This is a genomic window from Halopseudomonas phragmitis, from assembly GCF_002056295.1.
Taxonomy (GTDB): domain Bacteria; phylum Pseudomonadota; class Gammaproteobacteria; order Pseudomonadales; family Pseudomonadaceae; genus Halopseudomonas; species Halopseudomonas phragmitis.
The window spans coordinates 3,771,862-3,786,061 of sequence record NZ_CP020100.1; the positions used below are offsets into that span (position 1 = coordinate 3,771,862).

At 60.8% G+C, this 14,200-nt stretch carries 16 protein-coding genes; 10 read left to right on the forward strand and 6 right to left on the reverse strand.

Annotated elements, in window-relative coordinates:
• Nucleotides 1-2 precede the first annotated feature (2 nt).
• Together BVH74_RS17400 and BVH74_RS17405 are read left to right on the forward strand one after the other, a co-directional pair.
• Nucleotides 3-1,949, forward strand: coding sequence for a MacB family efflux pump subunit (locus BVH74_RS17400; protein ID WP_080051327.1), 1,947 nt, complete (start codon nucleotides 3-5; stop codon nucleotides 1,947-1,949).
• Entirely contained in the window at nucleotides 1,918-3,339 is a 1,422-nt protein-coding gene (locus tag BVH74_RS17405; RefSeq protein WP_177344553.1) for an efflux transporter outer membrane subunit, read from the forward strand. The genes BVH74_RS17400 and BVH74_RS17405 overlap by 32 nt, the downstream gene beginning before the upstream one ends.
• A gap of 71 nt (nucleotides 3,340-3,410) precedes the next feature.
• Here BVH74_RS17405 and BVH74_RS17410 read toward each other — a convergent pair whose 3' ends face one another.
• Nucleotides 3,411-3,608: a CsbD family protein gene (locus tag BVH74_RS17410; RefSeq protein WP_080051329.1), complete on the reverse strand. Its 198-nt coding sequence runs from the start codon at nucleotides 3,606-3,608 to the stop codon at nucleotides 3,411-3,413.
• A gap of 57 nt (nucleotides 3,609-3,665) precedes the next feature.
• Complete coding sequence (locus BVH74_RS17415; protein ID WP_080051330.1) at nucleotides 3,666-4,022, reverse strand: BON domain-containing protein; 357 nt, start codon at nucleotides 4,020-4,022, stop codon at nucleotides 3,666-3,668.
• A gap of 333 nt (nucleotides 4,023-4,355) precedes the next feature.
• Between BVH74_RS17415 and BVH74_RS17420 the strand changes: the two genes are divergently transcribed.
• Entirely contained in the window at nucleotides 4,356-4,802 is a 447-nt protein-coding gene (locus BVH74_RS17420) for a hypothetical protein (protein ID WP_080051331.1), read from the forward strand.
• A gap of 145 nt (nucleotides 4,803-4,947) precedes the next feature.
• On the opposite strand, the gene BVH74_RS17425 is transcribed toward BVH74_RS17420, so the two are convergent.
• On the reverse strand, nucleotides 4,948-5,319 hold the full coding sequence (locus BVH74_RS17425) for a hypothetical protein (RefSeq protein WP_080051332.1): 372 nt from the start codon (nucleotides 5,317-5,319) through the stop codon (nucleotides 4,948-4,950).
• A complete protein-coding gene (locus BVH74_RS17430; RefSeq protein WP_218189150.1) occupies nucleotides 5,316-5,918 on the reverse strand; it encodes a pyridoxamine 5'-phosphate oxidase family protein in 603 nt (200 codons plus the stop codon). Before BVH74_RS17430 ends, BVH74_RS17425 begins: the two co-directional genes overlap by 4 nt.
• A gap of 179 nt (nucleotides 5,919-6,097) precedes the next feature.
• Between BVH74_RS17430 and BVH74_RS17435 the strand changes: the two genes are divergently transcribed.
• The 4 genes from BVH74_RS17435 (at nucleotide 6,098) to BVH74_RS17450 (ending at nucleotide 8,898) form a co-directional block, all read left to right on the forward strand.
• Nucleotides 6,098-6,712, forward strand: a complete 615-nt coding sequence (locus BVH74_RS17435; RefSeq protein WP_080051333.1) for a TetR/AcrR family transcriptional regulator — start codon at nucleotides 6,098-6,100, stop codon at nucleotides 6,710-6,712.
• Nucleotides 6,681-7,568 (forward strand): alpha/beta hydrolase family protein, encoded by an 888-nt coding sequence (locus tag BVH74_RS17440; RefSeq protein WP_080051334.1) that lies wholly within the window; start codon nucleotides 6,681-6,683, stop codon nucleotides 7,566-7,568. The genes BVH74_RS17435 and BVH74_RS17440 overlap by 32 nt, the downstream gene beginning before the upstream one ends.
• Nucleotides 7,569-7,579: 11 nt before the next feature.
• Nucleotides 7,580-8,011: a PaaI family thioesterase gene (locus BVH74_RS17445; RefSeq protein WP_080051335.1), complete on the forward strand. Its 432-nt coding sequence runs from the start codon at nucleotides 7,580-7,582 to the stop codon at nucleotides 8,009-8,011.
• A gap of 242 nt (nucleotides 8,012-8,253) precedes the next feature.
• A complete protein-coding gene (locus BVH74_RS17450; RefSeq protein ID WP_080051336.1) occupies nucleotides 8,254-8,898 on the forward strand; it encodes a cupin domain-containing protein in 645 nt (214 codons plus the stop codon).
• A 146-nt stretch (nucleotides 8,899-9,044) separates the two neighbouring features.
• Here BVH74_RS17450 and BVH74_RS17455 read toward each other — a convergent pair whose 3' ends face one another.
• Nucleotides 9,045-9,839, reverse strand: coding sequence for an enoyl-CoA hydratase family protein (locus tag BVH74_RS17455; RefSeq protein ID WP_080051337.1), 795 nt, complete (start codon nucleotides 9,837-9,839; stop codon nucleotides 9,045-9,047).
• A gap of 166 nt (nucleotides 9,840-10,005) precedes the next feature.
• On the opposite strand from BVH74_RS17455, the gene BVH74_RS17460 reads away from it, so the two are divergent.
• Entirely contained in the window at nucleotides 10,006-10,704 is a 699-nt protein-coding gene (locus tag BVH74_RS17460) for a spermidine synthase (RefSeq protein ID WP_080051338.1), read from the forward strand.
• A gap of 40 nt (nucleotides 10,705-10,744) precedes the next feature.
• Complete coding sequence (locus BVH74_RS17465) at nucleotides 10,745-11,089, forward strand: YajD family HNH nuclease (RefSeq protein WP_080051339.1); 345 nt, start codon at nucleotides 10,745-10,747, stop codon at nucleotides 11,087-11,089.
• Between the two features lie 131 nt (nucleotides 11,090-11,220).
• On the opposite strand, the gene BVH74_RS17470 is transcribed toward BVH74_RS17465, so the two are convergent.
• Nucleotides 11,221-12,027, reverse strand: coding sequence for a glycerophosphodiester phosphodiesterase (locus BVH74_RS17470; protein ID WP_080051340.1), 807 nt, complete (start codon nucleotides 12,025-12,027; stop codon nucleotides 11,221-11,223).
• A gap of 402 nt (nucleotides 12,028-12,429) precedes the next feature.
• On the opposite strand from BVH74_RS17470, the gene BVH74_RS19070 reads away from it, so the two are divergent.
• Entirely contained in the window at nucleotides 12,430-14,190 is a 1,761-nt protein-coding gene (locus BVH74_RS19070; RefSeq protein WP_080051341.1) for a PAS domain-containing methyl-accepting chemotaxis protein, read from the forward strand.
• Nucleotides 14,191-14,200 lie beyond the last annotated feature (10 nt).

Below are 14,200 nucleotides of genomic sequence, written 5' to 3' on the forward strand. Positions count from 1 at the left end.
TCATGAGTACCCCACTGATCCGCCTCGAAGGCATCGGCAGAACCTACCGCAATGGCGAGCTGGCCACGACGGTGCTGCGCGACGTCAATCTGGATATCCAGCAGGGCGAATTCGTCGCCATCATGGGTACCTCCGGCTCCGGCAAATCGACCCTGATGAATTTGCTCGGCTGCCTGGACCAGCCCAGCACCGGACGCTACCTGTTCAATGGCGAGGACATTGCCCGGTTCAGCAGCGACGAGCTGGCCAGCCTGCGGCGCAAGACCTTTGGCTTCATCTTTCAGAGCTATCACCTGATCCCCTCGGCCACCGCCACCGAGAACGTCGAGGTACCGGCTATCTACGCCGGCCTGCCGCGTGAACAACGGCACCAGCGGGCCCAGGAACTGCTTACCGAACTGGGCCTGGGCGAACGCCTGAACAACCGGCCCAGCCAGCTTTCCGGTGGTCAGCAGCAACGGGTATCGATCGCTCGGGCGTTGATGAACGACGCCCAGGTAATACTGGCCGACGAGCCCACCGGCGCACTCGACAGCCAGAGCGGCCGCGATGTACTGGCCCTGCTCAAACAACTGCACCAGCGCGGCAAAACCGTCATCGTGATCACCCACGACCGCGACGTGGCCAGCCATGCCGACCGGCTGATCGAAATCCGCGACGGCCAGATCATTCATGACAGCGGCAACCCGACGCCGGAGCAACAGACCCTAGCCACACCGGTGGCCGACGAAGATCACCCCGCCAGCGCCGCCCTGGCCGATACCGGCGAGGCCGTGCGCATGGCCCTGCGGGCACTCAAGGCCAACCTGTTCCGTACCGTACTGACCCTGCTTGGTATCGTCATCGGCGTAGCCTCGGTGGTGGTGATGCTGGCAGTTGGCAACGGCGCCCGCCAGGAAGTGCTGGACCGCATCAGTTCGATGGGCACCAACCTGCTGCTGGTACGCCCCGGCGCGCCCAACACCCGGCGCTCGCAGGACGGCTCCACCAACACCCTGACCGTGCAGGATGCCGAACAGGCCGCCCTGGTCGACAACGTGGTCGCCGCCGTACCGGAAATGAACGGCCGGGTCACAGTGCGCAGCGGCAACACCGACTACCAGACCCAGGTCACCGCCACCAGCGCCGACCTGCCCATCGCCCGCGACTGGCCGGTGGCCTCGGGCGTGTTCATCAACGACGAGGACGACCAGCGCTATGCTGCCGTCGCCGTGCTCGGACGTACCGTGGCCACCAATCTGTTCGGCAACGCCGACCCGATTGGTGAATACGTGCTGATGAACAATGTCCCGTTCCAGGTCATCGGGATCATGAGTGAAAAAGGCGCCGCCCCTTGGGGAGCCGATCAGGACGACGTGGTCTTCGTCCCGCTCAACACCGGCAGCCTGCGCCTGATCGGCCAGCGCTACCTGAACTCGATCACCGTCATGATCGACGATCTGCGCCAGGCAGATGCCACCCAGGAAGCGGTGTTCCAGGCCATCCTGCAGTCGCATGCCGGGGTCGAAGACTTCCAGATCCGTAACATGGCCTCACTGCTGGAAAACGTCGCCCAAACCCAGAACACCTTCACCGTGTTGCTCGGCTCGATCGCCGCCATTTCCCTGCTGGTAGGCGGCATCGGCGTAATGAACATCATGCTGGTCAACGTCACCGAACGCACCCGCGAGATCGGCATCCGGGTCGCCACCGGTGCCCGTACCAGCAACATCCTCCAACAGTTCATCGTCGAGGCCGTGGTGGTCTCGGCCATTGGCGGCGCCCTGGGCGTGATCGGCGGCCTGGCCTTTGCCGGCGGCCTGCAGTTCTTCGGCACTGCCATCCAATTTACAACCGGCCCGGTACTGCTGGCCTTCGGCTGCGCTTTCGCTACCGGCCTGATCTTTGGCTACATGCCCGCCCACAAGGCGGCGCACCTTGACCCTGTGGTGGCTCTCAGTGCGGATTAAACCGACCTTTCTTAAACCGACTCTGATCACCGCAGCCCTGGCCCTCAGCGGCTGCGCCATCAACGCACCGCTGCCAGACGCTCAGATTGCTGCGCCGACCCAGTGGAGCCAGCCAGCTGATCAGTCAAGCTGGCCGACCAGCGCCACTTGGGACAGTTACGGTTCCGCCGAACTCCAGGCGCTGCTGCAACGCGCCCGCACCAACAACCTGGATCTGGCCAGCGCTGCCAGCCGCCTAGTGCAGGCCGATGCTCAATTGCGCCAGACCGGCGCCAGCCTGCTACCTCAGGCCAGCGGTGGCCTGGGCACCACCCGCAGTGACAGCAGCCGAACCGATGCCAATGGCGACAGCAGCCGCACCAGCTACAGCGCCAACCTGAATGTCAGCTATGAAGTCGACTTCTGGGGCCGCAACCGCAATCTGGTGGAGTCGGCCCGGGCCAGCCTGGACGCCAGCCGCTTCGACTACTCGACCCTGATGCTCAGCATCGAGGCCAGCGTCGCCAACACCTGGTTCCAGCAGTTGGAAACCGAACGCCGCCTGCTCCTGGCGCGCGAGAATCTGGCAGCCGCCGAGCGGGTACTGGAACTGGTCGAAGCCCGTTACCGCTACGGCGCTGCCGACAGTCTGGAACTCAGCCAGCAGCGCACCCTGGTCACCCAGCAGCGGGCCAGCCTGCCAAGCCTGGAGCAGCAACAACTGGCCCTGCGCAACGCCATGGCCCTGCTGCTCGGCGAAGCACCGGACGCCGAACTGCCAGTTCCCGGCGATCTGCAAAGCCTCCAGTTCCCGGCTATCGAAGCCGGCTTGCCAGCCGAGCTGTTGCAGCGCCGCCCGGACATCCGCGCCAGCGAAAGCCGGCTGGTCGCCGCTAATGCTGATCTGGGCGCCGCCCGCGCAGCCCTATACCCCAGCATTCAGTTGACCGGCCAGTACGGCGCCCAAAGCCTGGCGCTCTCGACCCTGGTCAACAACCCAGTCACCAGTTGGTCACTGGCCGCCGGCCTGACCCAGCCGATTTTCCAGGGCGGGCGCCTGCGTGCCCAGGTAACCCAGGCCGAAGCCCGGCAGGAAGAACTGCTGATCGACTATCAACGCAGCATACTGAGTGCCTTTGGCGAGGTGGACACCGCCCTTGGCGCCCTGCGTCAGGCTCAGGTGCGTCACGACTATCTGGCCCAGGCCACCGAAGAAGCCGAACTGGCCTTCCGCCTGGCCGAAACCCGTTACCGCGCCGGTGCCATCACCCTGCAAACCCTGCTCGACACCCAGCGCACCCTGTTCCAGAGCCAGGACAGCCTGGCCCAGCAACGCTCAGCCTGGCTGCAGGCCAGCGTTGATCTGTTCCGGGTACTGGGCGGCGGCTGGGCCGAAACCAGCGATAGTTAAGTGGGCGCGCATGCGCCCAACAAAAAAGGCCCCATCGGCGTATGCCGTGGGGCCTTTGCTCTACCCTGTGATCAGAGCTTGTCGCTGAAGTCGCGCAGCTCCTGCTGGGCCTTCTCCTTGGTCCAGCCATAGCGTTCTTGCAGCTTGCCGGTCAGATAATCGCTGTGGCCTTCGACCACATCCAGATCGTCGTTAGTCAAGTTGCCCCAACGCTCCTGAATCCGGCCGCGCAACTGCTTCCACTTACCCTTGATGATATCGCTGTTCATGTTGCCTCCTGGTCGACTGAACCGGGCCGGGAGTCTCCCGGCCCACGGTGTCATGACTTATTCGGCTACTTGCAGAGCGTCAGCGGAAACGTCCTGGACACCCTCGATGTTCCGGGCAGTGCTGATGGCCAGATCACGCTCGGCCTCGGTAGCCACCACACCCGACAGCGTCACCACGCCCTGCTTGGTCTCAACCCCGATATCCATCGCGCTCAAAGCCGATTCGGCAACGAAGCTGGATTTGACCTTCCCGGTGATCCAGGTATCCGAAACACTCTGCTGAGCAGAGTCCATGGCATCAGCAGCCCTGTCGCGGGTAGTGTATTCATCGGCATGTACGCTGGCGGACATGGCAAGACCCAGCGCAGCGGCAGTCAGGGTGGCAATGGCAAAACCTTTGGTAGACGTTTTCATGGATTCAACTCCTGTTGCTTTCCAGTCAACTCTGCAACTCAAAACAAGCTGCAGGCTCACAGGGACTGTCGCAAGCCCTGTGCCAACTCGACAAACAACACAAAATCCATATTTTTCAATTATTTAAAGAACACACAAAACTATATGAATCGTGCAATTCACCGAATCGGCTCGCCTCCGGCCGTGCAAATTGCATGACCCGGCCACGGACTCCAGCTAGCCGCAGCCGAACGACGGCGGTAAGCTACCCATCCCGAGAGTACACGGGCAGCTCCCCGGCGAGCAGCGCTTATCAACCGGCTCTCAACCTGTTTTCAGCCAAGGGAGAACACCGTGTCAGCCATCCTGCACATCGCCACCCTGTGCAATCGCCAGTTCCAACTTCATCCGGCTTCACTACGTCAGGTAATCGTGCATCTGGATGGCCTCGACGCCCTGTGCAAAACCCTTGGCGTCACCCCGATCAGCCACTTCATCGACCTCACTGCAGTGGAATTCGAAGAAGCGGCAGCCCTGGCTGGCGACACCAATACCTCCAGCAGCCTCGATCCGGAAACCGGGCTGGCCTATGGCATCGAAGACATGGAATGGCTGCCGATCAGTACCGGCATGATCAGCTTTGAAGCCCTGATCAGCCATCTGCAGCGCAACCACCCGAAGGAACTGAACGGCGCACCGTTAATGCAACTGGTGGAAGAACTGCAACGCTGCGAAACAACCCTGGCACCGCTGGAGATCGAAGGCGGGCAATTCAATTTGAGCGCCTGCACTCGTGCCTAGGGTCTAACGTCAACAGACCCTAATGATTTACCGCCAACAACACCTGGCCGAAACCATCCACCAGATCGTTTCCTGACAGCACTGGCAGGTGCTGTAAGGCACTGATGCTCCACAGAGAACGTAAGAAAATAGGAAATGAGCCTGTTTAGCGATAACAGAGGACTGCAATCAGGCTCGCGATAGCACCCACACCCAATGAGAACCAAGGTTCGCCGGGCGACAGCAGACTCATCCACCCCCACGACAAAAGTGCGCCCAGCACCATCGTCAGCGGCAGCACCTGATGCCAGTCCCAGCGCAGCCGCATCACCCCGTGCAAACACCCCGTTAACAGTGCCGGCACACCCCCTAACACATACCCCGCCATCACCATGACCAGAAAGACCCGGTACTCATGCACAGCCAACTCGCCTAGAAGTTGCACCATAAATGGCCCAATCACCAACAAAGTCCCGAACAAGGGTCCTATCAACGCAAAGCACAACCCTGCACGCAGTACTGGCCAGACTGATTTCATAAATCAGCCTCGTAGCGCGCCAGCATCTGCGCCTGAGTTTCCGGTTCGGCGGTATCGCCAGTCTGATCCTTGATCATTTGTCCCATGCTTGGCAGCACCTCGCGCGGCTGGCGGCTGGACTTAGCCCACAGGCCAGAGCGCATCAACGCCTTGGCGCAGTGCAGATAAGCTTCGCGCACTTCAACCCTGATCACTAGCCGTGGCGCACGCTTGTCGTCGGCAAAACGAGCGCACAATGCTGGCTCGGCCAATAAGCGCGCAATTCCGTTGACCCGAAGGGTTTCATCAATACCAGGGATCATGAACAGTAACCCGACCTCAGGCCGGGCAATCAGGTTTTCCAGAGAGTCCAATCGATTGTTGCCGGGTGAATCAGGAATCAGCAGGTGACACTCATCTTCCACCTGCACAAACCCCGGAGCCCCACCACGCGGCGAGGCATCCAGTCCAGAACTGTTGCCCGACGCCAGTACCACGAACGGTGACAGGGCAATAAAACGCTGACAGTGCTCATCCAGTTTCACCAACTGCTTTTTCAGCGCCCGCTCCTTGGCCGGCGGGTACAACGCGCGCAACGCCTCAACTGACTCAATCAACATGCCCCACTCCCTGGCAAAAAAACGAAAGCGACACTTTACCGCTCGCAGCGCAACCGGCAAGCCCCGCCCTCTGATCACAGAGCAAGAACCACAATCTCATAGCGCAGCATGCGCATTACCCCTCAAAAATGGCAGAAACAACACTTACCACTAGACCGACCGGTCTACATACTATTCCCATGAAAACCCATGACACCAAACAGCGTCTGATTCTTGCCATGGTCGATGCGCTTCAGCGCAAGGGCCTGCACGGGGTTGGTCTGAACGAATTGCTTGAGCGTGCAGAGGCGCCCAAGGGTAGCCTTTATCACCACTTTCCCGGCGGCAAGACCGAGCTGGCGGTGGCGGCCATTGAGCATATCAGCCGCAAGATCGACGTTTTCTTTGTGCAGTTGTTCAACGAGCAGCCCGACCCGTTGCAAGCCATGGAGCGCTGGCTGGAGAGCATGCTTGAACAACTGGAACACAGCCGCTTCGAGCGCGGCTGCCCGCTGGCGACCATTGCCCTGGAAAGCACCCCGGACGATGTCGAGATTCGCGCCGCCCTGGCCCAGACCTTTGCCAGCCTGCGCACAGCCCTGGCCAAGCAGCTGCACGGTTTGGGCTTTGCTGCAGAGCAGGCCGACAGTTTCGCCAGCCTGTATATCGCCCTGTACGAGGGCGGCCTGCTGCAGGCCCGTGTCGCCGGCAGCGGCGAACCGCTGAAACAGGCCGGTCAGGCCCTGTTTCGGCTCATCCATCATTACCCGCGAGATACCAGTCATGACCACAGAACTGCCGCAGATCAGGCGTGAAGACTTCCGCCTGCTGGCTACCGACGGCTACCCGCTGGCCGCCAGCATCTACCATGCCGAGCAACCCAAGGCCCACCTGCTGGTTGGCGCGGCGACCGGCGCTCCGCGCGGTTTCTATCGACGCTTTGCCGAATACGCCGCGCAGCAGGGCTTCTCTACTCTGACCCTGGACTATCGCGGCATAGGCGAATCCAAGCCCGACAACCTGCGCGGCTTCGACATGCACTATCTGGACTGGGCGACCAAGGATCTGGCCGCCGCGCTGGACTACCTGCACCGGCCCGAACTGCCGCTGTTCATGGTCGGCCACTCGTTCGGTGGCCATGCCTTTGGCCTGCTGCCCGGCCATGAACGGGTCAGCGGCCTCTACACCTTCGGCACCGGTGCCGGCTGGCACGGCTGGATGCCAGGCGTCGAACGTTATCGGGTGGCGTTCATGTGGAAAGTCGTAGCCCCGCTGATCGTCGCCAGCAAGGGCTATCTGGCCTGGGCCCGGCTGGGCATGGGTGAAGACCTGCCCAAGGGCGTCTACACCTGGTGGAAACGCTGGTGCAGCTTCCCACGCTACTTCTTCGAAGATCCCAGCATGGCCGGCATTGATGAGCAGTTCGCCCAGGTACGCACGCCGATCATTGCCGCCAACAGCCTGGACGACCTCTGGGCCCAACCGGCCTCGCGTGAGGCCTTCATGGCCGGCTACCGCAACGCCCCCTACCAGGCCCGCGATATCGACTCACAGGCCGAAGGTCTGGGTGCGATTGGCCACATGGGCTACTTCCGCGGCAACGCCCAGCCACTCTGGGACGAAGCATTGAACTGGTTCCAACAACTACAGGGTCAGGCCCAAACGGCCTAACAGGAGACACAATGAATCCGAAAAACATGACCGGCCTGGAAATCATGCAGGCCTTCGCCCAGGGGCTGTTTCCCCGCCCCGGCATATCCAGCACCATGCCGATGGACATGCAGCATGTGGAAGCCAACCGCGTAGTTTTTGCCGTCACCGCTGATGAGCGCCACACCAACCCGCTCGGCGGCGTCCACGGCGGCTTTGCCGCTACCGTGCTGGACTCGGTCACCGGCTGCGCCATCCATACCGCGCTGGCTACGGGTGAAAGCTATGGCACCATCGAACTGAACGTGAAGATGTGCAAACCCATCCCCTTCAACAAGACCCTGACCGCCGAAGGCAAGGTCATCAACATCACCTCACGCCTGGCCATCTCTGAAGGCAGCATCCGTGATGAAAACGGCACCCTCTACGCACATGCCACTGCCACCTGCATGATCTTGCGCTGAGACAAAAGATACCCAGAACGCCTCAAGAGGCGCGCCGCGACGTGGCAATCCAGCCTTTTACCAGGCAACTGGATTGCCACAGGCCAAGACCTTCGCAATGACCGCAAGCCAGTATCACCTCGGCGTTGGCACCACCTGCGAAAACACGCCCGCCCGCACCGCACTCGACCCTGCCACCATCCTCGGTCATCATGGGCAACGGCAGACTTGTTGCTGAACTCTCTCGCTAGCGGGACCCGACCATGACCCCGGAACGCCTCAATACCGAACTCGACCAACCCGCAATCATGCACAGCCAAGACCTGCCCTGGCTGGCCAGCCCGCTGGCGGGTGTCGAGCGTCGGCCCTTGTACCGCCTGGGCGGTGAACAGGCGCGCGCCACCAGTCTGGTGCGTTATGCACCCGGCAGCCATTTCAGTGCGCACCTGCATGACGCCGGGGAAGAGTTTCTGGTGCTCGAAGGCGTTTTTGAGGACCAACACGGCCAGTACCCGGCAGGCACCTATGTGCGCAACCCGCCTGGCAGCAGCCACACCCCCGGTTCAAGCACCGGCTGCATGATCTTCGTCCGGCTACGGCAGTTTCACCCGCAGGACCGCGAGCAGTTGGTGCTGCCACTGCGCACCGACGCAACCCAGCCCCTGTTCGAGAACATCCACGAACGGGTCTGGGTAGAAAAGCTCATGCCCGGCGCAACGTTCAAGCAGGACAATGCACGCGGTCTGGAGTTACTGGTGCTGGACGGCGCGGTCAACGGCAGCGACTTCGCCCTCAAGCCGCTGAGCTGGATGCGCCTGCCCGCGGGCACGCCCCTGGAAGTGGTGGCCGGTGCTCAAGGTGCGCGCCTGTGGATTAAGGACGCCACGCTTGAGCTGGGGCTGCCCTGACCCCAAGCACATAACGCCAACCCTGTGTCGCGCCCGAACGTAGCACACCAGACTGCACGCCCACCTGGGAAGCGTTGCGCGCCTGCGCAATGCTGAAACTCTCAGCCCATACAGCTCAGCAAACACCCCACAAACCGCCCCACCCCTCAACCAAACCGCGGCGCACGTTTGCCCTTGAACGCGGCGATGCCCTCGGCTGCCTCTGCCCCGCCCAGCGCCTGCGCCATCAACTGCTTCTCACGCTCCAGCTGACGCTCGAACAACTCACGCCCCGGCCCGTCCAGCAGTTCCAGAATCGCCGCCTGCGACTCACGCGGCCCGGCGGCCAACTCCTGCGCCAGCTCCAGCGCCACATCCAATGCCGCACCCTGCTCCACCACCCGGTTAACCACACCCGCCGCCGCAAAGCGCTCCACCGGCAAACGACCGCCAAACAGGGCAATCTCTGCCGCCAACTGATGCGGCAAGGTCAGGGCCAGAAAGGCCGAGCCACCACCATCGGGTACCAGCCCGGCCTTCACATAGGCCATGGAAATGTAACTGCCCTGCGCCGCCACAATCAGGTCGGCGGCAAACGCCAGTGACGCCCCGGCCCCGGCCGCGCCACCTTCGATCGCGGCAATCACCGGTTTGGGGAAGAATTTCAGCTTGCGCACCAGGCTATGCAGCCGCTCAATCAGCGCGGCGCGCTCCTGCGTCGGCAGCGCCGCACGGGTCGCCAGTGAGTCCAGATCACCACCGGAACAGAAGAAATTACCGGCCCCGGTCAGCACCACATTGGCAATCGCCGGATCAGCCAGCGCCGCGTCCAGATACGCCTCCATCTGCACATACATCGCGGTTTCCAGCGCATTGCGCTTGTCCAGGCGATTGAGGGTGAGCACGCAGGTCGGGCCATGGTTGTGGGCCAGCACGCTGGCGTTGGCAGCAGGTTGGGTCATTATCGATTCCTCAGCTATCTGTCTGCGCAGTGTGTGCGCCGCTGGCCCAGGTGTCCATGCATCGTGCCGCGACAGAAAGCCCGTGAATGACCGGTCAAAAGCATTCCTTGGTAGTCATACCCGGCGATCAGGCATACTGCCGCACTCACTCCCCACCGAGACCGTCATGAAACGCTTCGTCCTGCTCGATACCACGCCCATCCCCAACAACGGCGGCGCCCTGTCCCTGTTTGAGTACGGCGAAGACTTCGTCATCAAGCTCGAAGGCGGCAAGGGCGGGCAACTGATGAATACGCGCATGCACGGCTCCGAAGACGCTCTGGCTGAAATCCCCTGCAAGCAAGTCGCCGCCAGACCCGCCGCCCGGGTGCTGATCGGCGGGCTGGGCATGGGTTTCACCCTGGCCTCCGCACTCAAACACCTGGGCCCGGATGCCGAGGCGCAGGTCGCCGAACTGGTGCCCGGCGTCATCGAATGGAACCGTGGGCCACTGGGCGCCAAAGCCGGCAACCCGTTGAACGATCCGCGCACCACAGTGCTCAATGCCGACGTGGCCCAGGTACTGCAAGCCGAGCCCAAGGGCTATGACGCCATCATGCTGGATGTCGACAACGGCCCCGAAGGCCTGACCCATAGCGCCAACACCTGGCTCTACTCGCTCGACGGCCTGCGCACCTGTGCCCGCGCCTTACGCCCCAAGGGCCTGCTGGCCGTGTGGTCCGCCAGCGCCGACCGGCAATTCTCCCAGCGCCTGAACCAGGCCGGCTTCAAGGCCGAGGAAGTGCAGGTCTACGCCCACGGCAACCGCGGCCCCCGTCACACTATCTGGATCTGCCAACTGAAATCCGCCGCTGGCAAAGCCTGAGCGCTAGACTGAATACAGAACCCATCACGCGAGAGCGACCATGAGCAAGCACAGCAGCGCCGACAGCCGCGAACAGGGCTACCGGGAAAAAGCCCTGAAAATGTACCCCTGGGTATGCGGCCGCTGCGCGCGTGAATTCAGCGGCAAACGCGTCAGCGAACTCACCGTGCACCACCGCGACCACAATCACGACAACAACCCCGAAGACGGTTCCAACTGGGAGCTGCTTTGCCTGTACTGCCACGACAACGAACACGCCCGCTATACCGACCAGCAGTACTTCAGCGAATCCTCGACAGCTACCCCCAAAACCCAGAAAGCCACGCACAAAGGGTTGGCGGGGTTGGGAGCGTTACTGGGTAAGACGGAAGACAAAGAGGCCTGAAAAGCCCCTTCCCGGTCATTGCGACGGTCGTCGGCTAGGTGGCTGTCCTGCGGTCACTGCGACAGTCGTCAGGCAGGTTGCCGCCCCTGCCGTCATTGCGAAGACCGTCAGGTCTGAAGCAATCCATGCGGCTAGACCTTACCGGAACCAGAATCGCCGCTACCCGGCTGCAGCGTCAGAATGTGATCGGTAAACACCCAGTCCACCCCACGACTCACCTCGCGGTTGAGCACAAACCTATTCTCGACCAACCCGGTGCCGATCTGCCGGCCCTGTTCACGCAACTGACGCAAACACCCCGCCCCCATCAATACGAACGAGCCCGCCAGCGCGCCGTGCCCCAGCGCCAGATTTTGCCTGAGAATCTCAGCCGTATTGGCCTCGGCCACATCGACAAAAGCCGAACGCGGGATATCCCTGAAGCCTTCAAGATGGTCAGGCACCAGGCTGAGCAGATGGTAGTCCTGACCAGGAGTCAATGAAGCCAGCCACGGCGTGATGCGCTGCGGCAGGCTGGCACGGTCGCGCCAGGACTCCTTGATTTCCAACATCAGGTGCATGCGCCCGGCGCTTAACTGCAACACTTCATCCAGATGCGGAATCTGCGGCACCGCCGCACGCAGATCACGAAAGCGGGTCTGGGCAATGATGATGTCCGGCCGGTTGAACAGACGGCCGCAATCCGCATCATGATGCACCACCGGCTCGCCATCGCGGGTCAGGTGGATATCCATTTCTGCCCCCCAGACACCCATGTGCAAACACAGCTCGAAGGCTTCCAGGGTGTTCTCCAGCACCAGACCGCGAGGCCCATCACCGTGCGCACCACGGTGGGCTACCAGCCCTACATCCGCACAATTGACCGGCACTCTGCTCTGCGGCGCCCAAGCCCACAGGCGATTTGCCAGGGTGTTGAGTCTGTCAGCGATGGTGGTCATAGACTTTATATGAGTTATTGCCTGTGCTCAGGATATGCCTTTGGAGGGGGAAGTGCTATGTGTGGTTGGTTACCGTGATGGTGTTGGCAAGCTGGCTTTATACTCAGAAATTGCAATACTTGGAAAGATATTAATAAATCCTCTCTTTCTCATCTTTCCACCCTGTAAGAATACCTCTAGCGTGTTAGCTAGAGCAGCGACTGAGTGGAAACTGGCTCAATTGTCCATTTTATTTCAGACAATGCCGATCCTCTCGAGCACATCAAATAGTTCCGTGCTATACAACAGGCACTGCGACCTAAATAACAGCATTGATAGCCTTTTTTTGCGCGGTCTGTAAGAATTTTCAAGACGTCCCCCGAGGTAATACATCCGAATTTAACGGACAACAGAGGGTTAAGCATGTTTAATCTGTCGGCATTTCGCAGGGCCAGTGACACACTGCAGGCCATAGAGGCCACCCAAGGAGTGATCGAGTTCGATCTTCGCGGCAATATCGTTCGCGCCAACGACCTTTTCCTGCAGTTGATGGAATACCGACTGGACGAGGTGCGTGGCAAACACCATCAGCTGTTTGTCGAGCCGGAACTAGCTGCCAGTAGCGACTACCGGCATTTCTGGGAAGCCCTGCGAGCGGGCAAAGCGCAAAGCGGTGAATTCCAGCGGGTCAGTAAAAGCGGTCGTCGTGTCTGGATTCAGGCCACCTACACACCGATACGTCGCGCCGGCCGGGTGGTGCGCATCATCAAGTTCGCAAGCGATATCACGGCCCAAGTTAACCAACGGGCCGACATGGAATCGCAGATGGCCGCCATCGATCGCGCCCAAGCAGTAATTGAGTTTACCCCGGACGGCATTATCCGTTATGCCAACCGCAACTTCCTGCAATTAATGGGCTACCGGCTGGAGGAGATTCGCGACCAACACCACCGCATGTTCGTGAGTGACCAAGAAGCACGCTCGCAAGCCTATGCCGACTTCTGGGCGCAGTTACGCCACGGTCACTTCCAAACCGCGGAGTACCCACGTCTGGCCAAAGATGGTAGTACCGTGTGGATACACGCTACCTACAACCCAATCCTCGATGCTGACGGTAAGGTAGTCAAGGTCATCAAGTTTGCCAGTGATATTACCGCTGAAATTATACGCAAGCAGGAGTTCGAACTGCTGTCACTGGTTGCCAACGAAACCAGCAACTCGATCATCATAAGCGACCCGCAGGGAAGGGTGCAGTACGTCAATTCAGGTTTTACAACACTGACAGGCTTCACACTTGAGGAACTCAGGGGGAAAAAACCCGGCGACTTCCTGCAGGGGCCGGGTACCGACATGCAGACAGTCACCGAGATTCGTCAGCACCTGCAAAATCACTCCCCCTTCTACAGCGAAATTCTCAACTACAATAAACAACGCGACCCCTACTGGGTCTCACTGGCGATCAATCCAGTATTCAACGAACAGCGCCAACTAACCCATTTCATCTCGATCCAGGCCAATATTACCAGCAGCAAGCAACACGCTATCGAGGCCGAAAAACGCTTCTCTGCCATCGGCGTCAGCAATGGAGTGGCCGAATGGAGCAGCGACGGGCGTCTCATTAAAGCTAACAGCTACATGCTCCAGCACCTTGCCCATAGCAACGAAGCGGAACTGCTGGCATGCAACCACAACCTGCGCAACTTGATCAGCAGTGAGGCTTTCCGCAGCCTGCTCGCAGGCCAGCAGTTCGTCGGCGAATTTGCTGTACCCGATGTCAACGGCAAGCCAATTCAATTCAAGGGTACGCTCTGCCCAATCACCGACGCCGAAGGACAGGTGCGTCAGATCGTCAGCTACGGCACAGACGAGCACGCTCAGCACGAGGCAGCCAAGGTCACCGAGCATGAAATGGGGCTTGTACAAGAATCCAGTCGCAAAGTGGCGGACATCGTTGGCAGTATCAACAGCATCACCGAAAAAACCAACTTGCTGGCCCTGAATGCGGCGATCGAGGCCGCCCGCGCCGGTGAGCAGGGTCGCGGCTTCGCCGTGGTGGCCGACGAGGTGCGCAAGCTGGCTCAACAGTCATCCGCCTCGGCGGCAGAAATCGGTGTGCTGATCAAAGAATCGAGCGAGCGCATCGAACGGCTCGGCGCAGCTCTGTATAATCTACGCAACAAATGAGGAACAACAG

What these genes read in the sequence shown, in the direction of transcription:
- BVH74_RS17410 (WP_080051329.1), bottom strand. Translation starts at nt 3,608, where the DNA reads ATGAACAGCGATATCATCAAGGGTAAGTGGAAGCAGTTGCGCGGCCGG.
- BVH74_RS17455 (WP_080051337.1), bottom strand. Translation starts at nt 9,839, where the DNA reads ATGACCCAACCTGCTGCCAACGCCAGCGTGCTGGCCCACAACCATGGC.
- BVH74_RS17400 (WP_080051327.1), top strand. Translation starts at nt 3, where the DNA reads ATGAGTACCCCACTGATCCGCCTCGAAGGCATCGGCAGAACCTACCGC.
- BVH74_RS17440 (WP_080051334.1), top strand. Translation starts at nt 6,681, where the DNA reads ATGACCACAGAACTGCCGCAGATCAGGCGTGAAGACTTCCGCCTGCTG.
- BVH74_RS17460 (WP_080051338.1), top strand. Translation starts at nt 10,006, where the DNA reads ATGAAACGCTTCGTCCTGCTCGATACCACGCCCATCCCCAACAACGGC.
- BVH74_RS17425 (WP_080051332.1), bottom strand. Translation starts at nt 5,319, where the DNA reads ATGAAATCAGTCTGGCCAGTACTGCGTGCAGGGTTGTGCTTTGCGTTG.
- BVH74_RS17430 (WP_218189150.1), bottom strand. Translation starts at nt 5,918, where the DNA reads ATGTTGATTGAGTCAGTTGAGGCGTTGCGCGCGTTGTACCCGCCGGCC.
- BVH74_RS17435 (WP_080051333.1), top strand. Translation starts at nt 6,098, where the DNA reads ATGAAAACCCATGACACCAAACAGCGTCTGATTCTTGCCATGGTCGAT.
- BVH74_RS17450 (WP_080051336.1), top strand. Translation starts at nt 8,254, where the DNA reads ATGACCCCGGAACGCCTCAATACCGAACTCGACCAACCCGCAATCATG.
- BVH74_RS17465 (WP_080051339.1), top strand. Translation starts at nt 10,745, where the DNA reads ATGAGCAAGCACAGCAGCGCCGACAGCCGCGAACAGGGCTACCGGGAA.
- BVH74_RS17415 (WP_080051330.1), bottom strand. Translation starts at nt 4,022, where the DNA reads ATGAAAACGTCTACCAAAGGTTTTGCCATTGCCACCCTGACTGCCGCT.
- BVH74_RS17470 (WP_080051340.1), bottom strand. Translation starts at nt 12,027, where the DNA reads ATGACCACCATCGCTGACAGACTCAACACCCTGGCAAATCGCCTGTGG.
- BVH74_RS19070 (WP_080051341.1), top strand. Translation starts at nt 12,430, where the DNA reads ATGTTTAATCTGTCGGCATTTCGCAGGGCCAGTGACACACTGCAGGCC.
- BVH74_RS17445 (WP_080051335.1), top strand. Translation starts at nt 7,580, where the DNA reads ATGAATCCGAAAAACATGACCGGCCTGGAAATCATGCAGGCCTTCGCC.